Origin of the sequence: Streptomyces sp. B1866 (assembly GCF_031932565.1) — a bacterium.
Taxonomy (GTDB): Bacteria; Actinomycetota; Actinomycetes; order Streptomycetales; family Streptomycetaceae; genus Streptomyces.
Genome location: NZ_JAVSCF010000014.1, coordinates 1 through 22394, shown reverse-complemented (window position 1 = coordinate 22394; position 22394 = coordinate 1). Strand labels below are relative to the sequence as shown.

Annotated in this window: 21 protein-coding genes; 20 read left to right on the top strand and 1 reads right to left on the bottom strand. The window is 75.0% G+C overall.

Annotated elements, in window-relative coordinates; genetic code table 11:
- The first annotated feature begins 10 nt into the window (after positions 1-10).
- The 11 genes from acpS (at position 11) to fabD (ending at position 10825) form a co-directional block, all read left to right on the top strand.
- Positions 11-454 carry a holo-ACP synthase gene (acpS, locus tag RKE29_RS04350; RefSeq protein ID WP_312003672.1) on the top strand — a complete coding sequence of 148 codons (444 nt, stop codon included), beginning with the start codon at positions 11-13 and terminating at the stop codon, positions 452-454.
- A gap of 11 nt (positions 455-465) precedes the next feature.
- Positions 466-942: a hotdog domain-containing protein gene (locus tag RKE29_RS04345; protein ID WP_312003671.1), complete on the top strand. Its 477-nt coding sequence runs from the start codon at positions 466-468 to the stop codon at positions 940-942.
- Positions 939-2228, top strand: a complete 1290-nt coding sequence (locus tag RKE29_RS04340) for a beta-ketoacyl-[acyl-carrier-protein] synthase family protein (protein WP_312003670.1) — start codon at positions 939-941, stop codon at positions 2226-2228. Before RKE29_RS04345 ends, RKE29_RS04340 begins: the two co-directional genes overlap by 4 nt.
- 12 nt (positions 2229-2240) lie before the next feature.
- Positions 2241-2750: a hypothetical protein gene (locus RKE29_RS04335; RefSeq protein WP_312003669.1), complete on the top strand. Its 510-nt coding sequence runs from the start codon at positions 2241-2243 to the stop codon at positions 2748-2750.
- On the top strand, positions 2747-4045 hold the full coding sequence (locus RKE29_RS04330) for a beta-ketoacyl-[acyl-carrier-protein] synthase family protein (RefSeq protein WP_312003668.1): 1299 nt from the start codon (positions 2747-2749) through the stop codon (positions 4043-4045). Before RKE29_RS04335 ends, RKE29_RS04330 begins: the two co-directional genes overlap by 4 nt.
- Positions 4046-4167: 122 nt before the next feature.
- Positions 4168-6537: a beta-ketoacyl-[acyl-carrier-protein] synthase family protein gene (locus tag RKE29_RS04325; protein ID WP_312003667.1), complete on the top strand. Its 2370-nt coding sequence runs from the start codon at positions 4168-4170 to the stop codon at positions 6535-6537.
- Positions 6534-7373 (top strand): 3-oxoacyl-ACP reductase family protein, encoded by an 840-nt coding sequence (locus RKE29_RS04320; protein ID WP_312003666.1) that lies wholly within the window; start codon positions 6534-6536, stop codon positions 7371-7373. Before RKE29_RS04325 ends, RKE29_RS04320 begins: the two co-directional genes overlap by 4 nt.
- 201 nt (positions 7374-7574) lie before the next feature.
- Complete coding sequence (locus RKE29_RS04315) at positions 7575-7988, top strand: acyl carrier protein (RefSeq protein WP_312003665.1); 414 nt, start codon at positions 7575-7577, stop codon at positions 7986-7988.
- Between the two features lie 11 nt (positions 7989-7999).
- Positions 8000-9079, top strand: coding sequence for a 3-oxoacyl-[acyl-carrier-protein] synthase III C-terminal domain-containing protein (locus RKE29_RS04310; RefSeq protein ID WP_312003664.1), 1080 nt, complete (start codon positions 8000-8002; stop codon positions 9077-9079).
- Between the two features lie 84 nt (positions 9080-9163).
- Complete coding sequence (locus RKE29_RS04305; RefSeq protein ID WP_312003663.1) at positions 9164-9682, top strand: flavin reductase family protein; 519 nt, start codon at positions 9164-9166, stop codon at positions 9680-9682.
- Between the two features lie 174 nt (positions 9683-9856).
- Complete coding sequence (fabD, locus tag RKE29_RS04300; RefSeq protein ID WP_312003662.1) at positions 9857-10825, top strand: ACP S-malonyltransferase; 969 nt, start codon at positions 9857-9859, stop codon at positions 10823-10825.
- Positions 10826-11020: 195 nt separating this feature from the next.
- Here the strand turns inward: fabD and RKE29_RS04295 are convergent, their stop codons facing one another.
- Positions 11021-11773: a sigma-70 family RNA polymerase sigma factor gene (locus tag RKE29_RS04295; RefSeq protein ID WP_312003661.1), complete on the bottom strand. Its 753-nt coding sequence runs from the start codon at positions 11771-11773 to the stop codon at positions 11021-11023.
- 370 nt (positions 11774-12143) lie between these two features.
- On the opposite strand from RKE29_RS04295, the gene RKE29_RS04290 reads away from it, so the two are divergent.
- The 9 genes from RKE29_RS04290 to hpnH all read left to right on the top strand — a co-directional run bounded on the left by RKE29_RS04290 (position 12144) and on the right by hpnH (position 22358).
- Positions 12144-12506, top strand: coding sequence for a non-heme iron oxygenase ferredoxin subunit (locus RKE29_RS04290; protein ID WP_312003660.1), 363 nt, complete (start codon positions 12144-12146; stop codon positions 12504-12506).
- 113 nt (positions 12507-12619) lie between these two features.
- Entirely contained in the window at positions 12620-13363 is a 744-nt protein-coding gene (locus RKE29_RS04285) for a TetR/AcrR family transcriptional regulator (RefSeq protein ID WP_312003659.1), read from the top strand.
- Positions 13364-14048: 685 nt separating this feature from the next.
- A complete protein-coding gene (gene hpnC, locus RKE29_RS04280; protein WP_312003691.1) occupies positions 14049-14987 on the top strand; it encodes a squalene synthase HpnC in 939 nt (312 codons plus the stop codon).
- Between the two features lie 7 nt (positions 14988-14994).
- Positions 14995-15945 (top strand): presqualene diphosphate synthase HpnD, encoded by a 951-nt coding sequence (gene hpnD, locus RKE29_RS04275; protein ID WP_312003658.1) that lies wholly within the window; start codon positions 14995-14997, stop codon positions 15943-15945.
- Between the two features lie 79 nt (positions 15946-16024).
- The gene (gene hpnE / locus RKE29_RS04270; RefSeq protein WP_312003657.1) at positions 16025-17491 is read left to right on the top strand and encodes a hydroxysqualene dehydroxylase HpnE; all 1467 of its coding nucleotides are present in this window, start codon (positions 16025-16027) and stop codon (positions 17489-17491) included.
- Positions 17488-18585 (top strand): polyprenyl synthetase family protein, encoded by a 1098-nt coding sequence (locus tag RKE29_RS04265; protein WP_312003656.1) that lies wholly within the window; start codon positions 17488-17490, stop codon positions 18583-18585. Before hpnE ends, RKE29_RS04265 begins: the two co-directional genes overlap by 4 nt.
- A 114-nt stretch (positions 18586-18699) precedes the next feature.
- Positions 18700-20646, top strand: coding sequence for a squalene--hopene cyclase (gene shc, locus RKE29_RS04260; RefSeq protein WP_312003655.1), 1947 nt, complete (start codon positions 18700-18702; stop codon positions 20644-20646).
- Positions 20647-21321, top strand: coding sequence for a 1-hydroxy-2-methyl-2-butenyl 4-diphosphate reductase (locus RKE29_RS04255; protein ID WP_312003654.1), 675 nt, complete (start codon positions 20647-20649; stop codon positions 21319-21321). It begins immediately after the preceding gene.
- A 5-nt stretch (positions 21322-21326) separates the two neighbouring features.
- Positions 21327-22358 carry an adenosyl-hopene transferase HpnH gene (hpnH, locus tag RKE29_RS04250; protein WP_312003653.1) on the top strand — a complete coding sequence of 344 codons (1032 nt, stop codon included), beginning with the start codon at positions 21327-21329 and terminating at the stop codon, positions 22356-22358.
- Positions 22359-22394 lie beyond the last annotated feature (36 nt).

Genomic DNA, 22394 nt, shown 5'->3' with positions numbered 1-22394 from the left:
AGCGGACCAGGTGGAAGAGCACGGGGGAGTGCGGGCGGGCGCGGTGCGCGTCACCGTCGGCGTCGACCTGGTGAAGGTCGCCCGCATGAAGGCGCTGCTGGAGGACAACCCGGCGGCCGAGTCGGAGCTGTTCACCCTCCGGGAGATCCGCTACTGCGCGGGCCGGCGCGACCGGTACGCGCACCTGGCGGCCCGGTTCGCCGCCAAGGAGGCGGCGCTGAAGGCGCTCGGGACGGGCCTCGGCCCCCGGATGCGCTGGACCGACGTCGAGGTGGTCAACGAACCCCTCGGCAGGCCCCGGCTGCACCTGCGCGGAGCCGCCGCCGCGGCGGCCGGGGCGCCGGGCAGCTGGTCGGCCGACATCTCCCTCAGCCACACCGGCGACTACGCCCTGGCCCACGCCGTCCTCGTGCTGCCGCCCGCGGACGCGCCGGCCCCGCCCGCCGACCTCTGACAAGGATCACCATGCGCTTCCATCTGATCGACCGCATCGACCTCCTAGAACCCCACCGCGCCGTGCGCGCCCGCAAGCTGACCTCCCACCAGGAGGAGTACTGGCGCGACGAGGGCCGCGGCCCGGAGATGCCCCGCCCGCTGGTGCTGGAGGCCCTGTGCCAGGCGGGCACCTGGCTGATCATGGGCTCCACCGGGCTGCGCCGCCGCGCCGCCCTGCTGTCCGCCGACACCGTCGCCTTCGACGGCGCGGTCCGGCCCGGCGACGTGCTGGAGGTGGCCGGCCGGGTGGAGTCCTTCGGCGCCGACACGGCCGTGCTCAGCGGCACCGTCGAGGTGGCCGGCCGCACGGTGCTGACCGCCGAGGCGATCATGTGCGCCCTGCTGCCGACCGAGGACCTGGAGGACCCGGCCGCCGTAGAGCGCATGTACGCACTGCTCACCCGGGGCGCGCGCGTCGCCGGGCCGGCCGCGGAGGCGGCGGCGTGAGGCGCGTGGCGATCACCGGCCTGGGCGCGGTCACCCCGGTCGGCCTCGACGCTCCCGCCACCTGGGCCGCGCTCGCCGCCGGACGCAGCGGCGTACGGGAGCTGGAGACCTTCGACGCCCGCACCTTCCCGGTGCGCATCGCCGGGCAGGTCACCGGCTTCGTACCGGAGCGGGTGCTGCCGGACGCCCGCGAGCGCCGGCACCTGTCCCGCGCCGCCCTGTTCGCGCTCGCCGCCGCCCACGAGGCGCTGCGCGACGCGGGGGAGGGCTGGCAGGACATCGACCCCTACCGGCGCGGCACGGCCGTCGGCGGCACGGTCGGCCGGCCCGGGCTGCAGGAACTGGTCGACATGTCGCACCTGATGGAGACCACCGGCCACCGCGGCATGGCCCGCCAGGCGCCCGCCGACGTGCTGCTGCGCGACCAGAACGTCGGCGCCGCGGCCGTCGCCCGGGCCGGCGGCTGCCAGGGCCCGCTGATCAGCGTCAGCACCGCCTGCGCCGGGTCCGCGCACGCCATCGGGGAGGCCTACCGGCGCATCCAGGACGGCGAGTGCCGGCTGATGGTCGCCGGCGGCTTCGACGCCCTGACCACCTGGATGGACGTGGTGGGCTTCTCCCTGCTCGGCGCCGTCACCGACCGCTGGAACCACGCGCCGCACCGCGCCTCCCGCCCCTTCGACGCCCAGCGCTCCGGCTTCGTGCTGGGCGAGGGCGCGGTCATGGCCGTCCTGGAGGACTGGGACACCGCGCGGGCCCGCGGCGCGCGCGTGCACGGCGAACTGCTCGGCTACGGCTCCACCCTCAACGCCTACCGCATCACCGACTCCCCGCCCGACGGCGGCGGCGCCATCGGCGCCATGCAGGACGCGCTCGCCGAGTCCGGGCTCGACCCGTCCGCCGTCGACTACGTGGCCGCGCACGGCACCGGCACCCCCGGCAACGACGCGAGCGAGACGCTGGCCATCAAGAAGGTCTTCGGCACGCACGCGCACGCGCTGTCGGTCAGCTCGCCGAAGTCCATGACCGGCCACCTCACCTCCGCCGCGGCCGGGGTGAACCTGCTCGCCGCGCTCGGCGCGCTGCGCGAGGGCCTGGTGCCGCCGACGGTCAACCTCGACCATCCCGACCCGCGGCTCGACCTCGACTACGTGCCCAACGCCGCCCGCCGCCGCCCGGTGCGCGCGGCGCTGGTGAACGCCTTCGCCTTCGGCGGCACCAACGCCTCGTTCGTCGTCGGCCCCGGGGACGCGCTGCCCGGCGCCCCGGCGACCCCGTCCTCGTAAGGAGCCTGTCCCATGACCCCGCTCGACGAGATCGTCGAGGTGTCGCCCGGGCTGCGGGCCACCGCCCGCACGCACGTGCCGCACACGCTCGCCATCCTCGACAGCCACTTCCCGCGCTTCCCCGTCCTGCCCGGCGTCCTGATCCTGGACGCCCTCGCCGCGGTCGCCGGCCTCGCCCTCGGCTCCGACGACGGGGCGGCCTGGACGCTGGCCGAGGCCCGCCGGGTGCGGTGGCGGCACTACGTCACCCCCGGCGACCGCATGGAGACCACCGTCGAGGTCGCCGAGGTGGCCGGCGGCACCGCGCGGTGCACCGGCACCGTGCGGGTGGACGGCCGCCCGGTCACCACGGTGCGGCTGCTGCGCATGACCCGGGTCGGCGCCGAGGCCCGTATCCCCGGGCCCCGTACGGCGGATGCCCTGACGCCCGACGCCCTGACGCCCGACGCCCTGACGCCCGGCGCCCTGGCTCTCGGTGCCCTGACGGCGGGTGCCCGCACCGCGGGGGAGGAGCGGCCGTGAGCGACGCACCCCCGCGCGGCCGCCGCGTGGTGATCACCGGCATCGGCCTGCTCACCGCCCTCGGCGAGGGACGGCGCGACACCTGGACCCGGCTGCTGGCCGGCGACAGCGCCGTCGGCCCCGTCCGCGGCTACGACCCCGCCTCCTTCCGCACCCGGCTGGCCGCCGAGATCGAGGACTTCGACGCCACCCGGTACGCGCCCCGCCGCGCCCTGCGCACCACCACCCGCAACGACCGACTGGCCATCGCCGGCGCGGCGCTCGCCGTGCGGGACGCGGAGCTGGACTTCGGGGCTTACGACCCGGAGCGCGCCGCGGCGTTCGTCGGCGGCAACAAGGAGATCTCCAACCCCGAGCACCTGCTGCGCGGCAGCCTCGCGGCCCGCCGCCCCGACGGCCGCGCCGACTACGGCCTGCTCGGCGAGCGCGCGTCCGCGGCCTTCTACCCGCTGTACTACGTCGAGGGCCTGCAGTCGGCGGCGCTCTACCACCTGTCGGCCGCGTACGGGCTGAAGGGGCCCAACGCGTACTTCCACGGCACCGCCGACGCCTCCGCCACCGCCGTCGGCCGGGCCTACCGCGCCATCCGGCGCGGCGAGGCCGAGGTCGCGCTGGCCGGCGGCTGCGACGACGCGGCCTCCTGGTGGGTGACGTCCAAGATGGACGGGCTCGGCGTGCTCAGCACCCGCAACGACCTGGGCGCGGAGGCCTTCCGGCCGTACGACGCGGACCGGTCGGGCTCGGTGCTCGGCGACGGCGCGGCCTTCCTGGTGCTGGAGGAGTACCAGGCGGCCCTGCGCCGCGGCGCCCACGTGTACGCCGAGATCCGCGGCTTCGGCTCCACCCTGGACAGCGACCGCCTGCTCACCCCGGCCCCCAGCGGCGCGCCGCTGGCCGCCGCGGTCGGCCACGCGCTCCAGGAGGCGGGCACGGACCCCGGCGGCGTCGACTACGTCGCCACCCACGGCTGCGCCACCCGCGCGGGCGACGCCAGCGAGGCGCGCGCCCTGCGCACCGTGTTCGAGGGCGCGGCGCGCCCCCCGGTGGCCAGCAGCGTCAAACCCGCCACCGGCCACCTGGTCGCCGCCGCGGGCGCGCTCAACGCCGCCGTGTGCGCGCTGGCGATCGACGGCGGCGCCGTGCCGCCGACGCTCAACCTCCAGCGGCCCGACCCCGCGTGCGCCGGCCTGGACTGGGTGCCCGGGCAGGCCCGGGAGATGCCCGTGCGCGGCGCGGTGGCGCTCGCGCGCGGTCTGGAGGGACAGCAGGTGGCGCTGGCCCTCACCGCCGCGTAGGGGGCGCGGCGGTCACGTCCCGGCGCCGTACCGGCGTACGGGCGACGCGGCGGCCCGGCCGGCAGCGGCCGGGCGGCGCCGCGGAGCACATCAGCGGTATCACCACGGGAGGAGAACGGCCGGTGGCCGAGACAGCCGAAACGAAACAGCGGCCCGGCAGGGGGGTGGCCGTGGTCGCGGCCGGGGCGCTGACGTCCCAGGGCGCGGGCGCCGAGGCCCTGTGGCAGGGCGCGCTCGCCGGACGGGTCGCCATCCGGCCCGTCCAGCACCTGGACATGCGGGGCCTGAGCACCAAACTGGCCGGTGAGGTCGACGTGCCCGCCGACCCGCCGCGCGGCTACCGCAGGCCCGCGGACCACCGCGAGCGGGCGCTGGACCTGGCCCTGGTGGCGGCCGGCGAGGCGCTGGCCGACCTGCCCGCCGGGCTGGTCGAGCCCAGCAGGTTCGGCCTGGTGCTGGGCACCTGCAACGCCGGGCTGCTGTCCGCGCGGGCCTGGCTGGAGCGGGCCCGCCGCGGCGCCCCGCCCGACCCGCGGCTGCCGCTGCTGGCCACGCCGCAGGCGCTGGCCGAGGGCGTCGCGGCCGCCTACGGGCTGCGCGGCCCGGTGCTCGCGGTCAACACCGCCTGCGCGTCCGGCGCCAACGCCATCGGGCTCGGCGCCGACCTGGTGCGCCGCGGCCGCGCGGACGCCGTGCTCGCGGGGGGCACGGACGCGCTGTCGGACGTGGTCTTCGCCGGGTTCAACGCCCTGGAGTCGCTGTCGCCCGAACCGGCCGCGCCCTACTCGGGCGACCGGCAGGGCCTGTCGCTGGGCGAGGGCAGCGGCATGGTCCTGCTGGTCGCCACCGACTTCGCCGCCCGGCACGGCCTGCGCCCGCTGGCCGAGGTCGCCGGATACGGCCTGTCGGCCGACGGCTACCACGTCACCGCGCCCCGCCCGGACGGCTCCGGCGCGGCCGAGGCCATCCGCGGCGCGCTGCGCCACGCCGGGCTGCCGCCCGAGCGCGTCGGCTACGTCAACGGGCACGGCACCGGCACCCCGAAGAACGACCCGGCCGAGTCCGCGGCCATCGCCCGGGCCCTGGGCCCGAGCGCCGCCCGTACGCCCGTCAGCAGCACCAAGTCGGTCGTCGGGCACCTGCTGGGCGCGGCGGGCGCGGTCGAGGCCATCGTCACCGCCCGCGCCCTCGACGCGCGGACCGCGCCACCCACCGCCGGCTACACCCGCCCCGACCCGGACTGCCCGCTGGACTACGTGCCCGGCCACGCCCGGCCGATCGACGCCGGCACCGACGCCGCCCTGTCCAACAACTTCGCCTTCGCCGGGGCCAACGCCGCCCTGGTGCTGACCCGCCCCGGCGCGCACACCCCGCCGGAGCCCGACTGGGACCGGGTCGTGGTCACCGGCGTGTCCGTGCTCGGCCCGGCCGGCGACGGGGCGGAGGCCGCCGAGCGGGCCGTCCGTGACGGCCGCGCGCCGGTCCACCACGAGGCGGGCCTGCGGCTGGGCCGGGCGGACCTGCCCGAGGACGGCATCGCCCCGTACCTCACCCGCCGCCAGCGGCGGCGCATGGACCGGCTCGCGGTGCTCAGCGTGGTGTCCACCGCCAAGGCGCTGGCCGACGCGGGCCTGACCGCCGACGAGCGGGTCGGCGTCGTCTTCGGCACCGGCACCGGCCCCATGGAGGCGATGGAGAAGTTCGTCCTGCCCCTGTTCGACGAGGGCCCCGCCGCCGCCGACCCGAGCGTCTTCCCCAACACCGTCTACAACCAGGCCGCCGGCCAGGTCGCCACCCACCTGGGGCTGCGCGGCCCCACCAGCACCGTCTCGGCCGGCCACGCCACCGGCGCCGCCACCGTGGCCTACGCCGCCGACCTGCTGTCCGCCGGGCACGCCGACGCGCTGGTGTGCACGGTCACCGACACGCTCACCGAGCAGGTCGCCCGCGCCTACGCCGCCACCGGAGCCGCCTCCACCCGGGTGCCCGGCGCGCCCGCGGACGGCCGGTTCACCCTCGCCGAGGGCAGCGTCGCGCTCGTCCTGGAGCGGCTGTCGGCCGCCCGCGCGCGCGGCGCGACCGTGCTCGGCGAGGTGCTCGGCCAGGGCATGGCCTCGGACGCCAGCCGCGCCCGGCTGTGGGATCCGCGCGGCCGCGGCCTGGAGCTGGCCATGCGCCGTGCCCTGGACGACGCGGGCCTGGGCCCCGAGGGCGTCGGCGAGGTGTGGCTGTCGGCCGCCGGCCTCACGGCGGCCGACCGGGCCGAGGAGGCGGCGGTGGCGCGCGTGTTCGACACCGCCGACCCGGCCCGGCACGCGCCCAAGACCGTCCTGGGCGAGCCGATGGGCGTGGGCGGCGCGCTGTGCCTGGCGCTCGCCCTGTGGACCGGGCGGTCGGGCACGGGTGGCCCGGCGCTGGTCAACAGCTCGTCGCTGGGCGGCAGTCACGTGTCACTGGTGGTCGCCGCGGGCGACCCGAAGGAGGAGTCATGAACCCCGAAGCCCCCAACCCCGCGGCGGCGAGCCCCGACGCCGCGGCCCTGACGGCGGCGAGCCCCGGAGCACTGCGCGGAAAGGTCGCCCTGGTCACCGGCGGCTCGCGCGGCATCGGCGCCGCCGTCTGCCGGGCGCTGGCGGCCGCCGGCGCGGCCGTGGCCGTCAACTACCGCTCGTCCGAGGGCCCGGCCAAGGAGGTGGTCCGCGCGATCGAGGAGGCCGGCGGGACCGCGCTGGCCGTCCCCGGCGACGTGGCCGACCACGCCGCGGCCGAGGAGATGGTGCGGCGGACCACCGCCGAACTCGGCGGCCTGCACATCCTGGTCAACAACGCGGGCGTCGCCAAGGACGCGCTGATCTACACCATGGCGCCCGACGACTGGCTGGACGTCATGCGCGTCAACTTCGGCGGCGTCTTCAACTGCACCAAGGCCGCCCTGCCGCACTTCATGTCGCAGGGCGAGGGTGTCATCGTCAACGTCTCCTCGGTCATGGGCGAGCGCGGCTGGGTGGGCGAGTCCAACTACGCCGCGTCCAAGGGCGCCGTCAACGCCTTCACCCGCTGCTGCGCCATGGAGGCCGCCCGCTTCGGCGTCCGGGTCAACGCCGTCCTGCCCGGCTTCTCGCCCACCGACCTGGTCGCGGGCCTCACCGAGGGCCAGACCGGCAAGGGCATCCGGCGGCAGATCCCGATGCGCCGGTTCGGGTCGGTGGAGCAGATCGCCGAGGTGGTGCGCTTCCTGGCCGGCCCGGAGTCGGCGTACATGACCGGCTCGCTGGTCACCGTGGACGGCGGCGCCATGACCGCGCTCGGCCTCGGCCGGCCCAACTGACCGCCGTACGCCCGTATCCGGGCCGACGCCCCGCGGATCTGTAGGGGTGTGAGCACGGCGCCGAGCCCGATCCTCACCGCAGTGACGACGCCCCGGGGCGCTGTGTGCGACACAGGGGCGAAATATCACTCGACATCACTTTTTGCCGGACGCGTCATCCCAGACGTTTCCCACGACGCCAACCGACAGGAGACCGTACCCATGGACCGTACCCAGATCAGCGCAGCCGTCCAGCAGGCCGTCGTCGAGGCCGTCGGCGCCGAGCCGGAGGAGGTCACTCCCGAGGCCACGCTGCTCGACGAGCTCGGCGCCGAGTCCATCGACCTGCTGGACATCCTCTTCCGCCTGGAGCGGTCGCTGGGCGTGAGGATCCAGGCCTCCCAGCTCGCCGAGTACGTCCAGGGCGGTATCCCGGACGAGGAGTTCGGCGACGAGAACGAGATCATCACCGAGCGGGGCCTGGCCCAGCTCAAGACCGTGATGCCGCAGATCGACGTGGACGAGCTGGCCGGCCGCCTCCAGGCCACGCAGGTGATGGGCCTGTTCACGGTCGACAACCTCACCGCCCTGGTGGCCGCCCAGGTCGAGGCCGGCGCCACCGCCGCGGCCGTCTGAGAGGGCACGCGGTGACCGCCATCCACATCGTCGGGACCGGCGGCTACCAGCCGGGCGATCCGATCCCCACCAGCGAGATCGCCCGGCTCGCCGGCCCGCTGCCCCAGGAGGTGCTCGAAGGCCTGTCCATCGAGCGCCGGTTCTGGATGATCGACCCCAAGACCGGGGAGCACCGGGAGAACAACTCCGACATGGCCTACAAGGCCGCCGTACGGGCCCTGGAGGCCGCCGGCGCCGAACCGGGCGACGTCGACCTGATGATCCTGGCCACCGGCACTCCCGACTACCCGCTGCCGCCGCTGGTCAACCTGGTCCAGGACCGGCTCGGACTGACCCGCTGCTCCACCCTGGAGATCCGCTCCGGCGGCGCAGGCGTGGTGCAGGCGCTGGACATCGCCCGCATGTACCTGTCCGCGGGCACCCACCGCACGGCGCTGGTCATCGGCAGCGAGGCCATCTCGCCGGTGCTCGCGCCGGTCTTCCTCGGCAGGGATCCGCAGTCGATCCGGATGCGCGACCGGATGCCGCTGTACATGTTCGGCGACGGCGCCGGGGCGATGGTGCTGCGCGCCTCGGACGCCCCGGGCGGGCTGATGCCCGCCGCCTCCGCCTGCGTCGGCGGTGGCCGCAAGCCCGGCATCCACTCCGTCGGCGGGGGCACCCACGCGCCCATCCACGAGCAGCTGAAGGCCCGCCGGCTGGTCGACCTGCGGGTCGACGTGGTCGGCGCGGGCGACTTCACCCCGGTCATGGTGACCGAGGCGGTGGACGCCGCTCTGGAGCGCGCGGGCGTGAGCGTGGACACCCTCGACCTGTGCCTGGTCCCGGAGGGCAACGTCGGCTGGATGCTGGACTCGCTGCGCGAGGCCGGCCTGGACACCGGCGCCTGGAAGGCCCTCGACGGGAAGGTCGTCGACAGCCTCGCCACCATGGGCGCGGTCGGCTGCGCCGCCGTGCCGCTCTTCCTGGACGACGCCTGGCGCACCGGGCGGGTCCGCCCCGGCGACCGGATCCTGCTCGTCGGCGTGGAGTCCACCAAGTGGATCTACGCGGGAGCGGTCGTCGACTGGACCGCGCCGGCGCCGTCCTGACGCCGTCCGCGAGCGTCGCCGCCTTGTCCTGCTCGTCCTGACGCCCCTGGGCGTCACCCGCCGTCACGAAGGGGCGCCATACCCATGCCCTCCGCACGCCTTGGGCCGCCGGTCGTCGGCCCGCAGCAGTTCCGGCACGTCATGGGCCAGTTCGTCACCGGCGTCACCGTGGTGACGGCGTGCGCCGAGGACGGCCCGCACGGCACGACCGTCAACTCGTTCACCTCGCTGTCGCTCGACCCGCCGCTGGTGATGATCTCCCTGGGCGCCGCGTCCCGCACCGCCGCGGTGGTCGCGGCGGCCGGGGCGTTCACGGTCAACATCCTCAGCCGGGGCCAGGCCGAGCTCGGCGCGCGGTTCGCCGCCAAGGGGCGGCCGTCGGGTCACGCGGCGTTCGCCCGCGTCCCGCACCGCCCCGGGGGCAACGGCGCGCCGGTCCTCACCGGCGCGCTCGCCCACCTGGAGTGCCGGACCGAGCAGCGCATTCCGGCCGGCGACCACGTCCTGTTCGTGGCGCGGGTGGTGGACCTGGCCGCCGCGTCCGAGGCGGCCGGGGACGGTCCGCTGGCCTTCCACCAGGGGAGGTTCCTCACCCTTCCCTGACAGCGGCATCGCGGGCGAGGGCCGGGCGCGGCGCCGCGCCCGGCCCTCGCCGTCGTCCGCGCGCCGTTCCGACCCGCCGCCGGGTGGCGTACGCGCCCGGGGCGGCCCGCCGCGCCCGCCTGTCCCGTTCTCCCGACATCCGTATCGACCGCACCCGTCAAGGAGTCGTCAGCCGTGATCGCCTTCCTCTTCCCCGGCCAGGGGTCCCAGCGCGTCGGCATGGGAAAGGACCTGGCCGAGCGCCACCCGGAGCTGGTGGAGCGCTACTACCGCCCGGCGGAGGAGCTGCTGGGCCTGCCGCTCGCCCGCATGTGCTGGGAGGGCCCGGCCGAGGCGCTGCGCGACACCCGGATCACCCAGCCCGCCGTCTTCCTGACCAGCCTGGTCACGCTCGACGTGCTGCGCGCCCGCGGCCTGGAACCGGCCGTGGTCGCCGGTCACAGCCTGGGCGAGTACACCGCCCTGGTGTGCGCGGGAGTCCTGGACTGGCGGGACGCGCTGCTGCTGGTACGGCGCCGGGGCGAGCTGATGGCCGCGGCCGCGGAGCGCGCGCCCGGGGCCATGGCGGCGGTGGTCGGCCTGCCCGCACCCACCGTGCGGGCGCTGTGCGAGGCCGCGGCCGCCGAGGCCGGCGGCGTGGCGGAGATCGCCAACGACAACGAGCCCGAGCAGCTGGTCGTCTCGGGCACCGTCGCGGCGGTGCGCGCGGCGGCCGCGGCGGCGAAGGAGAGCGGGGCGCGGAAAGTCGTGATGCTGGACGTGAGCGCTCCGTTCCACTGCAGTGTGATGCGGGATGTGGAAGAGGAATTCAGCGCGCGACTGGAAAAGGTCGAATTCCGCGATCCGCGAATTCCGGTGGTGGCGAATGTGACCGCCGAGTATGTGCGCGATGCGGGAGCCGCGGTGGACGGCCTGCGCCGCCAGCTCGCCGGTTCCGTCCGGTGGACGGAGACTCTCCGGCGGCTGGCGGCGGACGGCGTCACGGCTTTTGTGGAAGTGGGGCCCGGGAAGGTGCTGACCGGTTTCGCCCGGGCCACCTGCCCGGACGTTCCGCACTACGCCACGCGGGACGCGCGGCAGCTCGACCGGGCCGTCGCCGGACTGACCGTGAACGATGTGGAGACCAATGGTGGCGGCGTATGAGATGTTGTAAATTGAACAGGCGGACCGGCCGGGGACGGCCGGTCCGGTAGGCCGCACGCCGCTGCCGGGTGAGGGGAGCCGTAGCCATGGATCACGAGCAGGCCATGGATCACGAGCAGGCGCAGCTGCTGGGACGCCTGGCCGAGGCCGTGGGTCCGGTACCGCCCAGCGTCCTTCAGCAGGCCAGGGCGCTGTTCACAGAAGTCGCCGGTCGTCCTGGTGGGGCCGGGAGTGCGGACCGCTGTGACGGCGCCCGGGAGGAGCGCAGGGACGCGGCCCCCGCGGAGCGGACAGCACAAGCCTCTCGGGCGTAGCGCGGCGGCTGACGGCGAAGGCCCGCAGCCCCGCCGCCCTGATGCGGGAGACCAGCGCGGCGTCGTCCTTGCGCAGCCGGCCCTGGCTCTGGTCGCCCAGCAGCTTCTCCAGCCGCGCCAGGCACCGGGCGCGCACCGGTCCGAGCGACCCGCGCGGCATGCCCAGCGTCTCGCCGATCTCGTCGTAGGACATCGGCGGGTCGGTGACCAGCAGGCCCAGCAGCGCCTGGCACTTCGGGGACAGCGCGCAGAAGGCGGTCAGGACCTCGTCGTCGCGCTCGCGCGCGAGCGCCACGTCCTCCGGCAGGTCGGCGGTGGACTCCGGGCGGTCGAACGCCTCGGCGCCGCCGACCGGGACGCTGCGACCGGACTTCTCCAGGTGCTTCAGGCTCTCCCGCCGCGCGGAGGTGGAAATCCACTGCGCCAGTCGCTCGGGTGAACGCAGCTTGTCCAGATGCTGGACGACGCGCAGCCAGGTGGACTGGCTGACGTCCGCGCAGTCCGCGGGGCCGAGCCGGTGCGAGCGGGCAATCGCCCAGATCAGCGGGGCGTAGCGCTCCACTATCCTGTTCCAGGAATCCTGGTCTCCGGAAAGGCAGCCGTCCACCAGTTCATTCAGCGTCAGTTCCTGCATGAATCCCCCCGTGTGTTACTTTCTTTCACCCGACCGGATGGGAACCCCCTCCCCTCCGCGGGTGGCGAAGACATGCGGATACCCGCTTTTACCTCCGCTATGATTGTTTACTATACGGGGATCTCGGCTCGACCTGTCAACCTTTTCCGGAATGTACGGGGATGTCGACTGGCTGGTAACAGCCTGTCGACAGGGCCTGGCCGGTCACCGGGCGGACGTGACGTTGTCCACCATGCGGATTCCTTGACGGCGCGCCACATGTATCCCTGACTGGTTCCGCGGGGATCGGAGGGGAGAGGACCGTAAGGTGTCGCCCGCCGCGGCATGCGGCGGCGGCGTCGGTCCCGTACCGAGTAGGAAGGGGCGTGTGATGAGAAGTGACAGCGACACCGTGGACAGCGGCACCGCGGGCGGCGACGCGGCGGGGGCGGGGGTCCGCGTCGCGAGCCTGGCGGACCTGCCGCCCGGCGAGCTGACGAGCGTGGAGGTGGACGGCGTCGCCGTGCTGCTGGCGAACGTCGGCGGCACGGTGCGCGCCGTGCGCGACCAGTGCACCCACGAGGAGGCGCCGCTGTCCGAGGGCGACCTGGAGGGCGACACGGTGGTGTGCCCGTGGCACTTCGCCTCCTTCTGCCTGCGCACCGGCGAGGCGCTGGAGGCTCCCGCGACGGAGCCGGTGCGGACCTACGAGGTGCGGGTCGTCGACGGGGAGGTGTACGTGTCCCGGCCATGATCGCCGTCGTGATACCGGAAAACCCGAGCTGCCGATGTTAACTAAACCGAGGCGCTGTATCGTGTGGCCGTACGCCGAGTTGTCGAGCGGTCGGGCGGCAGGGAGGGGGACGTGTGTCGCAAGGGGACGCGCACGTCGCGCCGTACTCACGGCGCGAGCGGCTGCGGATCGCGACCATCCGCGAGATCAAGGGCGTCGCGCGCATGCTCCTGGTCCAGGAGGGCCCGGAGAACGTCACCATCAGAGCCATCGCCCGCGAGATGGGCATGACCGCGCCGGCCGTCTACCGCTACTTCAGCAGCCGTGACGCGCTGATCCTCCAGCTGCGGGTGGACATCTTCGCCGAGATGGCCCGTCAGCTGCGCTCCGTCATCGAGGAGCTGCCCCGGGAGGAGGCCGCCCGGCGGCTGATCGAGGCGGCCCGGGCTCTGCGGGTGTGGGCCATCAAGCACCCGCACGAGTTCGGGCTGATCCTCGGCCCGTGGGCCCCGGGTCTGGGCCGGGAGGAGACCAAGCCGGAGCGGGCCATGGGCTGGGTCTTCGGTTCGGTCTTCGCCGAGCTGATCTCGGAGCTGTGGCGGGTGCGCGGCTTCCCCGCCCCCAAGGAGGACGAGCTCGACCCCCGGCTGGTGCGCCAGCTCACGAGCATGAGCGCCGGTCACGGCGTCGACATGCCGGTGGGCGCCATCGCCGTCATGCTCCGCTGCTGGGCCCGCATGTACGGGGTCGTCTCCATGGAGGCGCTGGGCCACATGTCCTTCGCGCTCGCGGAGGGCAGGCCCTTCTTCGAGTTCGAGCTGCGGGGGCTGTGCTCGGTGCTCGACATCGAGGAGTTCTACGACGAGCCCGCCGGGTAGGGCCCGGTCCGTCCCCTTCCGCCGTCACCCGCCTCCCCGCGGCCCTCTTCTCCCTTTCTCTCTCCCGTCTTCTTCTCGTCACCTTCTCTTCCTCTGCCCGTCCTTTTCTTTCCGGTTCCATCCTGTTCCGTCCCCGCTCCTCCACCGCTCGCCCACCGTCCGTCCCGTGACGGTCCGGCACCCGCCGGGACGGCGCGCGGGCGCCGACTGGCGCACGCGGGCCCGCCTGTTCGGTGGCATCTGCACGCACCGCGGCGCGGCGCGGCGTGTGGAAGCACCGCGCCGGGTGTGGCGGGAGAAAACTCCCCACACGTTTGTGCACCAAGAGGCGTAAGCTGTAGCTGCTCATTCGGACACGTCCGGACCAGCGTCGTTGTGCCCTGTCAGAGCGCGGAGGCAGCATGCCCGAGCAACGGGTCGGCGCGGCGTGTCCGCATCGTGTCGACCTTGCCAGACGGTGTAGAACGGGGGATGTGACGGCATTGGCTACACGGCCCTTCTCCAGCGCTCCCGTGGGGCCCGGAAGGGTCTCGTGGGGAGGCGTGGTTGTCACCCGTATGCCTGGCTGTCCGCGGTGACCGCGGAGGACGAGCGCAGCGGGTCCCCAACCACGTCGAGCGGCAGGGCCGGCAGCCGGCGGCACGCCCAGGCCGTCCTCGACAAGGCCGCGCGCGAGAACTTCCCCGTGGCACCGTTCTTCGTGCCGCGCCCCTGGCGCGCGGGCCTGATGGCGGTCTACGGCTACGCCCGGCTCGTCGACGACATCGGTGACGGCGACCTGGCGCCGGGCGGTGCGGACGCCCGGCTGCTCGGCGTGGACCCGGCACTGGCCGACGACCGGCTCGCCATGCTCGACGCGTTCGAGGCCGACCTGCGCAGAGTCTTCGACGGCCAGAGCGGCCAGAGCGGCCAGGCCGGTCACGGCAGTCAGGCCGGGCACAGTGGCCAGGCCGGCGCTCCCACGGGCACCGGCGGGGCCGGACGCGGGCGCGGGGACCCGGCCGAGGAGGCCCGCCACCCGCTGCTGCGCGCCCTGCGCCCGGCCGTGCGCCGCCACCGGCTGCCGCCCGAGCCCTTCTTCGACCTGATCGAGGCCAACCGGCAGGACCAGCGGGTGCGGCGGTACGCCACGTACGACGAGCTGCTCCAGTACTGCACCCTGTCCGCCAACCCGGTCGGCCGCCTCGTCCTCGCCCTCACCGGCACCGTCACCCCCGAGCGCGTCCGCCGCTCCGACATGGTCTGCACGGCCCTGCAGATCGTCGAGCACCTCCAGGACGTGGCCGAGGACCTCGGGCGCGACCGGGTCTACCTGCCCGCGCAGGACATGAAGCGCTTCGGCGTCACCGAGGCCGACCTCGCGGCCCCCACGGCCGGCGCGCCGGTCCGCGCCCTGATCGCGTTCGAGGCCGAACGCGCCCGCGACCTGCTGAATGACGGCACCCCCCTGGTGGGTAGCGTCCACGGCAGGCTGAGACTGCTGCTCGCCGGATTCGTGGCCGGAGGGCGGGCCGCGCTCCGGGCGATCGCGGCCGCAGGACACGACGTACTCCCCGGACCGCCCAAGCCCACCAAGCTCAGCCTGCTGCGCGAGGTGGGGGCGACACTGCGAAGAGAGGGGTGAGCCGACCGTGGACGTCACTCCGTACGCGTCCGCGCCCGTGCTCGCGGCGTACCGATACTGCGAGGCCGTGACCGGGCAGCAGGCCCGCAACTTCGCCTACGGCATCAGGCTGCTGCCGACCGGCAAGCGCCACGCGATGTCGGCGCTCTACGCCTTCTCGCGCCGCGTGGACGACATCGGCGACGGCCCGCTGGGCGCCGACGCCAAGCGGGCCCGGCTCGCGGCCACCCGCGCCCTGCTCGACCGGATCCGCGCCGGCGAGGTCGAGGAGGACGACACCGACCCGGTGGCCGTCGCCCTGGCGCACGCGGCGCGGCACTTCCCGATCCCCCTCGGAGGGCTGGACGAGCTGATCGACGGCGTGCTGATGGACGTCGCCGGCCGGACGTACGAGACCTGGGACGACCTGAGCGGGTACTGCCGGTGCGTGGCGGGCGCCATCGGCCGGCTGTCGCTGGGCGTGTTCGGTACCGTACCCGGCGCGCGCGACGCCGCGCGCGCCCCTGAGTACGCTGATACGCTCGGGCTCGCGCTCCAGCTCACCAACATCCTCCGGGACGTCCGGGAGGACGCCGCGTCAGGGCGCGTCTACCTGCCGGCCGACGACCTCGCCAAGTTCGGCTGCTCCGCCGGCTTCGGCGCCGCCACCGTCCCGGCCGAGGCCGACTTCACCGGCCTGGTGCACTTCGAGGTGCGGCGCGCCCGGGGCCTGTTCGAGGAGGGCTTCCGGCTGCTGCCCATGCTGGACCGGCGCAGCGGCGCCTGCGTGGCGGCCATGGCCGGCATCTACCGCAGACTCCTGGACCGCATCGCCCGCGACCCCGAGGCCGTCCTGCGCGGCCGGGTCTCGCTGCCCGGCCACGAGAAGGCGTACGTCGCCGTGCGCGGCCTCACCGGGCTCGACGCCCGCGGCGTGTCCCGGCAGGCCGCCGCGCCGACCGTGAGGGGGACCGCGTGACACCGCGGACCGCTGCCCCGCCCCCGCGGGCGCCCCGCCGCCCGGCCGCCGGGCCGCCGCCCGCCCGGGAGGCGGTCGCGTGACGGCGTCCACCACCCACCGCGACCCGCACACCGGCGCGGCAGGCCGTCCGGGCGAGGCGGCCGTCGTCGTCGGCGGCGGCCTCGCGGGCACCGCCGCGGCGCTGGCCCTCGCCGACGCCGGGCTGCGCGTGACGCTGCTGGAAGGGCGGCCCCGGCTGGGCGGCCTCGCCTTCTCCTTCCGCCGCGCCTCCCCGGTCGGCTCCCTGTCGGTCGACAACGGCCAGCACGTCTACCTGCGCTGCTGCACCGCCTACCAGTGGTTCCTCGACCGCGTGGGCGCCGCCGCCCTCGCCCCGCTGCAGGACCGGCTCGACGTGCCCGTACTGGACGCGGACGCGCCGGCCGGGCGGCGCCTGGGCCGGCTGAGCCGCACCGCCTGGCCCGCGCCGCTGCACCTCGGCCGCAGCCTGGCCGCCTACCCGCACCTGTCGCTGGCCGAGCGGACCCTGGTGGGCCGCGCCGCACTCGCGCTGGGCCGCCTCGACCCCGCCGACCCCGCGCTCGACGACGTGGACTTCGCCAGCTGGCTGCGCCGCCACGGCCAGTCACCGCGCGCCGTGGAGGCGCTGTGGGACCTCGTCGGCGTCGCCACGCTCAACGCGCGCGCGCCCGAGGTGTCGCTGGGCCTGGCCGCCATGGTCTTCAAGACCGGGCTGCTGTCCTCCTCCGGCGCCGCCGACATCGGCTGGGCGCACGCCCCGCTCGGCGAGCTGCACGACACCCTCGCCCGCGCCGCGCTCACCAAGGCCGGGGTGACCTGCGCCCTGCGCGCCCGCGCCACCTCCCTCGCGCGCGGCCCGGACGGCCGCTGGAGCGTCGCCGTCGACGGCGCGCCGGGCGAGGGCGGGCCGCTGACCGCCCGCACCGTCGTCCTGGCCGTGCCGCAGCGCGAGGCGCACGGGCTGCTGCCCGCCGGCGCGCTCGCCGACCCCGAACGGCTGACCCGCATCGGCACCGCGCCGATCCTGAACCTGCACGTCGTCTACGACCGCACGGTGCTGCGCCGCCCGTTCTTCGCCGCGCTCGGCACCCCCGTCCAGTGGGTCTTCGACCGCACCGGCGCCTCCGGCCTCGCGGACCTGCCCGGCGCGGGCGGCAGCCAGTACCTGGCCGTCTCCCAGTCCGCCGCGTACGACGACATCGACCGGCCGGTCGCCGAGCTGCGCGCCCGCTACCTGCCCGAGCTGGAGCGGCTGCTGCCGCGGGCCCGCGGCGCGGCCGTGCGGGACTTCTTCGTCACCCGGGAGCGCACCGCGACGTTCGCCCCCACCCCGGGCGTCGGACGGCTGCGGCCCGAGGCCGCCACCCGGGCGCCCGGCCTGTACCTGGCCGGCGCGTGGACCGCCACCGGCTGGCCCGCGACCATGGAGGGCGCCGTGCGCAGCGGCCTGTCCGCGGCCGGCGCGGCACTCGCCCGCCTCGGCCGCCCGCACCACGATCCGCTCCAGGAGACGACGGCATGAGCAGCATCACCAAGAACAGAGGAGAGACTGTGACCCCGGCGATCCCAGCTCTGGACACCGCAGGCGTCACCGCCCTGCTGGAGCGAGGGCGCACGCTCGCCACGCCGGTGCTGCGCGCCGCCGTGAGCAGGCTCGCGCCGCCCATGGACGCCGTCGCGGCCTACCACTTCGGCTGGGTCGACGCCCAGGGCCGCCCCGTCGCCGGCGACGGCGGCAAGGCCGTACGGCCCGCGCTGGCCCTGCTGTCCGCCGAGGCCGCGGGCCGCGCCCCCGACACCGGCGTGCCCGGAGCGGTCGCCGTCGAACTGGTGCACAACTTCTCCCTGCTCCACGACGACCTGATGGACGGCGACGAGCAGCGCCGGCACCGGGACACCGTCTGGAAGGTGCACGGCCCCGCCCAGGCCATCCTCGTCGGCGACGCCCTGTTCGCGCTGGCCAACGAGGTGCTGCTGGAGCTGGGCACGGTGGAGGCCGGGCGCGCCGCCCGCCGCCTGACCACGGCCACCCGCAAGCTCATCGACGGCCAGGCCCAGGACATCTCCTACGAGCACCGCGAGCGGGTCACCGTCGAGGAGTGTCTGGAGATGGAGGGCAACAAGACCGGCGCGCTGCTGGCCTGCGCCGCCTCCATCGGCGCGGTGCTCGGCGGCGCCGACGACGCCACCGCCGACACCCTGGAGCGCTACGGCTACCACCTGGGCCTGGCCTTCCAGGCGGTGGACGACGCGCTCGGCATCTGGGGCGACCCGGTGGCCACCGGCAAGCAGGCCTGGAGCGACCTGCGGCAGCGCAAGAAGTCGCTGCCCGTGGTGGCCGCGCTCGCCGCGGGCGGCGCCGCCTCCGACCAGCTCGCCCGGCTGCTCGCCGACGACGCCGGCAAGACCGAGGCCGAATTCGCCGACTTCGACGAGGAAGAGTTCGCCACCCGCGCGGCGTTGATCGAGAAGGCGGGCGGCCGGGACTGGACCTCCCAGGAGGCCCGCCGCCAGTACGCGACCGCCGTCGCGGCGCTTCAGGAGGTGGACATGCCGTCCGACGTCCGGGACCGCTTCGTGGCGCTGGCCGACTTCGTCGTCGTACGGGAGAGGTGAGGCGCCGACGTCCCCGCTCCACCGCGTCCGGCTCGCCGGCGTGCCCCGCGCGGGCGCCCGGCCGGCAGACGCACCCGACGACGGTAGGCACGCGACACCGCAGAAGGGCAGGACATGGCAGTAACCGCTGTCGGACCCTCCGAGCCGCACGGAACCGGCACGCTCGACGCGGCCCGCGAGGCGACGGCGCGCGCCGTCGACCACCTGCTGTCCCGCCAGGACGAGCAGGGCTGGTGGAAGGGCGATCTGGAGACCAACGTCACCATGGACGCCGAGGACCTGATGCTCCGTCAGTTCCTCGGCCTGCGCGACCCCGCCACGTTCGACGCCGCCGCCCGCCACATCCGCTCCCGGCAGCGCCCGGACGGCACCTGGGCCACCTTCTACGGCGGCCCGCCCGAGCTGTCCGCCACCGTCGAGGCGTACGCGGCCCTGCGGCTCGCCGGGGACGCGCCGGACGCCCCGCACATGGCCCCGGCCGCCGCGTGGGTGCGCGAGCAGGGCGGCATCGCCGCCGCCCGCGTCTTCACCCGGATCTGGCTGGCCCTGTTCGGCTGGTGGAAGTGGGACGACACGCCCGAGCTGCCGCCCGAGCTGATCTTCCTGCCCCCGTGGTTCCCGCTCAACATCTACGACTTCGGATGCTGGGCCCGCCAGACCATCGTGCCGCTCACCGTCGTCTCCGCGAAGCGCCCGGTGCGCCCCGCCCCCTTCACCCTGGACGAGCTGCACGCCGACCCGGCGCGGCCGAACCCGCCGCGTCCGCTCGCGCCCGCCGCCACCTGGGACGGCGCCTTCCAGCGGCTGGACAAGGCGCTGCGCGCCTACCGCGGCGTCGCGATCCGCCCGCTGCGCCGCGCCGCGCTGAAGTCCTGCGCGCGCTGGATCATCGAGCGGCAGGAGAACGACGGCTGCTGGGGCGGCATCCAGCCGCCCGCCGTCTACTCGATCATCGCCCTGCACCTGCTGGGGTACGACCTGGACCACCCCGTGCTGCGGGAGGGCCTTGCGTCCCTGGACCGGTACGCGGTCTGGCGCGAGGACGGCAGCCGCATGATCGAGGCCTGCCAGTCCCCGGTCTGGGACACCTGCCTCGCGGCCGTCGCGCTCGCCGACGCCGGCGTCGAGCCCGACCACCCGGCGCTGGTGAAGGCCGCGGACTGGCTGCTGGCCGAGGAGGTGCGGCGGCCCGGGGACTGGGCGGTGCGCCGGCCGGACCTGCCGCCGGGCGGCTGGGCCTTCGAGTTCCACAACGACAACTACCCCGACATCGACGACACCGCCGAGGTCATCCTCGCGCTGCGCCGGGTGCGCCACCCCGACTCCGCGCGGGTGGACGAGGCCGTGGCCCGCGGGGTGCGCTGGACGCTGGGCATGCAGTCGAAGAACGGCGCCTGGGCCGCCTTCGACGCGGAGAACACCAGCCCGCTGCCCAACCGGCTGCCCTTCTGCGACTTCGGCGAGGTCATCGACCCGCCGTCCGCCGACGTCACCGCCCACGTGGTCGAGATGCTCGCCTACGAGGGCCGGTCGCTGGACCCGCGCACCCGGCGCGGGGTGGCCTGGCTGCTGGACGAGCAGGAGCCCGGCGGGGCCTGGTTCGGCCGCTGGGGCACCAACTACGTCTACGGCACCGGAGCCGTGGTGCCCGCCCTGGTCGCGGCCGGTATCTCGCCCGCCTCCCCGGCGGTCCGCCGCGCCGTCGCCTGGCTGGAGAGCGTGCAGAACGAGGACGGCGGCTGGGGCGAGGACCAGCGCTCCTACCCCGACCGGGAGTGGGCCGGCCGCGGCGCCTCCACCGCCTCCCAGACCGCGTGGGCGCTGATGGCGCTGCTGGCGGCGGGGGAGCGGGACGGCAAGGCGGTCGAGCGCGGCGTCGCCTGGCTGGTGGAGACCCAGCAGCCGGACGGCTCCTGGGACGAGCCGTACTTCACCGGCACCGGCTTCCCGTGGGACTTCTCCCTGAACTACCACCTGTACCGGCAGGTCTTCCCCGTCACGGCGCTGGGACGGTACGTCCACGGCGAGCCGGCGGCGGCGACCGCGCCGCGGAGCGCTTGAATGCCCCAGGCACCACGCCCGCACCCCGGCACCCTCCCACCGCTGCTGATCACCTGCGCGCTCGGCATCGAGCGGCTGGCCCTGCGCGGCGGCCCCGGCCCCGGTCCCGCCGGAGGCGGCGTGACCGTGCTGCGCACCGGCATGGGCCCCCGAGCGGCGCAGCGGGCCGTGACCCGCACGCTGGACCCGGCGGCCGCGCCGGGACCCGTCCCGGACGTCGTCGCCACCGGCTTCTGCGCCGGGCTGGACCCGGGCATGCGCCCGGGCGACCTGGTGGTCGCCGCGGAGACCCGGGACGCCGTGGGCGCCACCCCCTGCACGGGCGGTGACGTGCTGGCCGAGGCCCTGTCCGGCGTGGCGCGCGCCCGTCCCGGCGGGACCGTCCACACTGGTCCGCTGGCCTGCTCCGACCACGTCGTACGGGGCGCCGAGCGGGCGGCGCTGCGGGCCACCGGCGCGCTCGCGGTGGACATGGAGTCCGCCGTGGTGCTCCGTACGGCCGTGGCAGCCGGCGCCCGCCGGGTTGCGGCCGTCCGGGTGGTCGTGGACGCTCCTGAACATGAACTTATCCGTATCGGAACACTGCGCGGCGGTATATCCGCCTTTCGGGTGCTACGCGCAGTGCTTCCCGCCCTTGTCCACTGGCACCGTTCCCTGCCGCTCCCCAGGAGGTGAGCTAGATGGCCATGCCGCTTCGTCAGACCATCCGGGTCGCGACGTATCTCTTCAACCAGAAAGTAGTCCGCAAGCGCGACAAGTTCCCGCTGATCGTGGAACTCGAACCGCTCTTCGCGTGCAACCTCAAGTGCGAGGGATGCGGCAAGATCCAGCACCCGGCCGGCGTGCTGAAGCAGCGCATGCCGGTCGCCCAGGCGGTGGGCGCGGTGCTGGAGTCCGGCGCGCCCATGGTCTCCATCGCGGGCGGCGAGCCGCTGATGCACCCGCAGATCGACGAGATCGTGCGGCAGTTGGTGGAGCGGAAGAAGTTCGTGTTCCTGTGCACCAACGCCGTGCTGCTGCGCAAGAAGCTGGACAAGTTCACGCCTTCCCCGTATTTCGCCTTCACGGTGCACATCGACGGGCTGCGCGAGCGGCATGACGAGTCGGTGGCCAAGGAGGGCGTGTTCGACGAGGCCGTGGAGGCGATCAAGGAGGCCAAGCGGCGCGGCTTCCGGGTCACCACCAACTCCACCTTCTTCAACACCGACACCCCGCAGACCATCATCGAGGTGCTCGACTACCTCAACGACGACCTCCAGGTGGACGAGATGATGGTCTCGCCCGCCTTCGCCTACGAGAAGGCGCCCGACCAGGAGCACTTCCTCGGCGTCGAGCAGACCCGCGAGCTGTTCAAGAAGGCGTTCGCCGGCGGCAACCGCCGCCGCTGGCGGCTCAACCACAGCCCGCTCTTCCTGGACTTCCTGGAGGGCAAGGCCGACTTCCCGTGCACCGCCTGGGGCATCCCCAACTACTCCCTCTTCGGCTGGCAGCGCCCCTGCTACCTGATGAGCGACGGCTACGTGCCCACCTACCGCCAGCTGGTGGAGGACACCGACTGGGACAAGTACGGCCGCGGCAAGGACCCGCGCTGCGACAACTGCATGGCGCACTGCGGCTACGAGCCGACCGCCGTCCTGGCCACCATGGACTCCCTCAAGGAATCGCTGCGCGCCGCCCGCGAGACGGTCGGCGGAAGCCGGTCGGCGTCATGACCGCTGTTGCGCTGGGAATGCCGTCTGTTCCGTTGA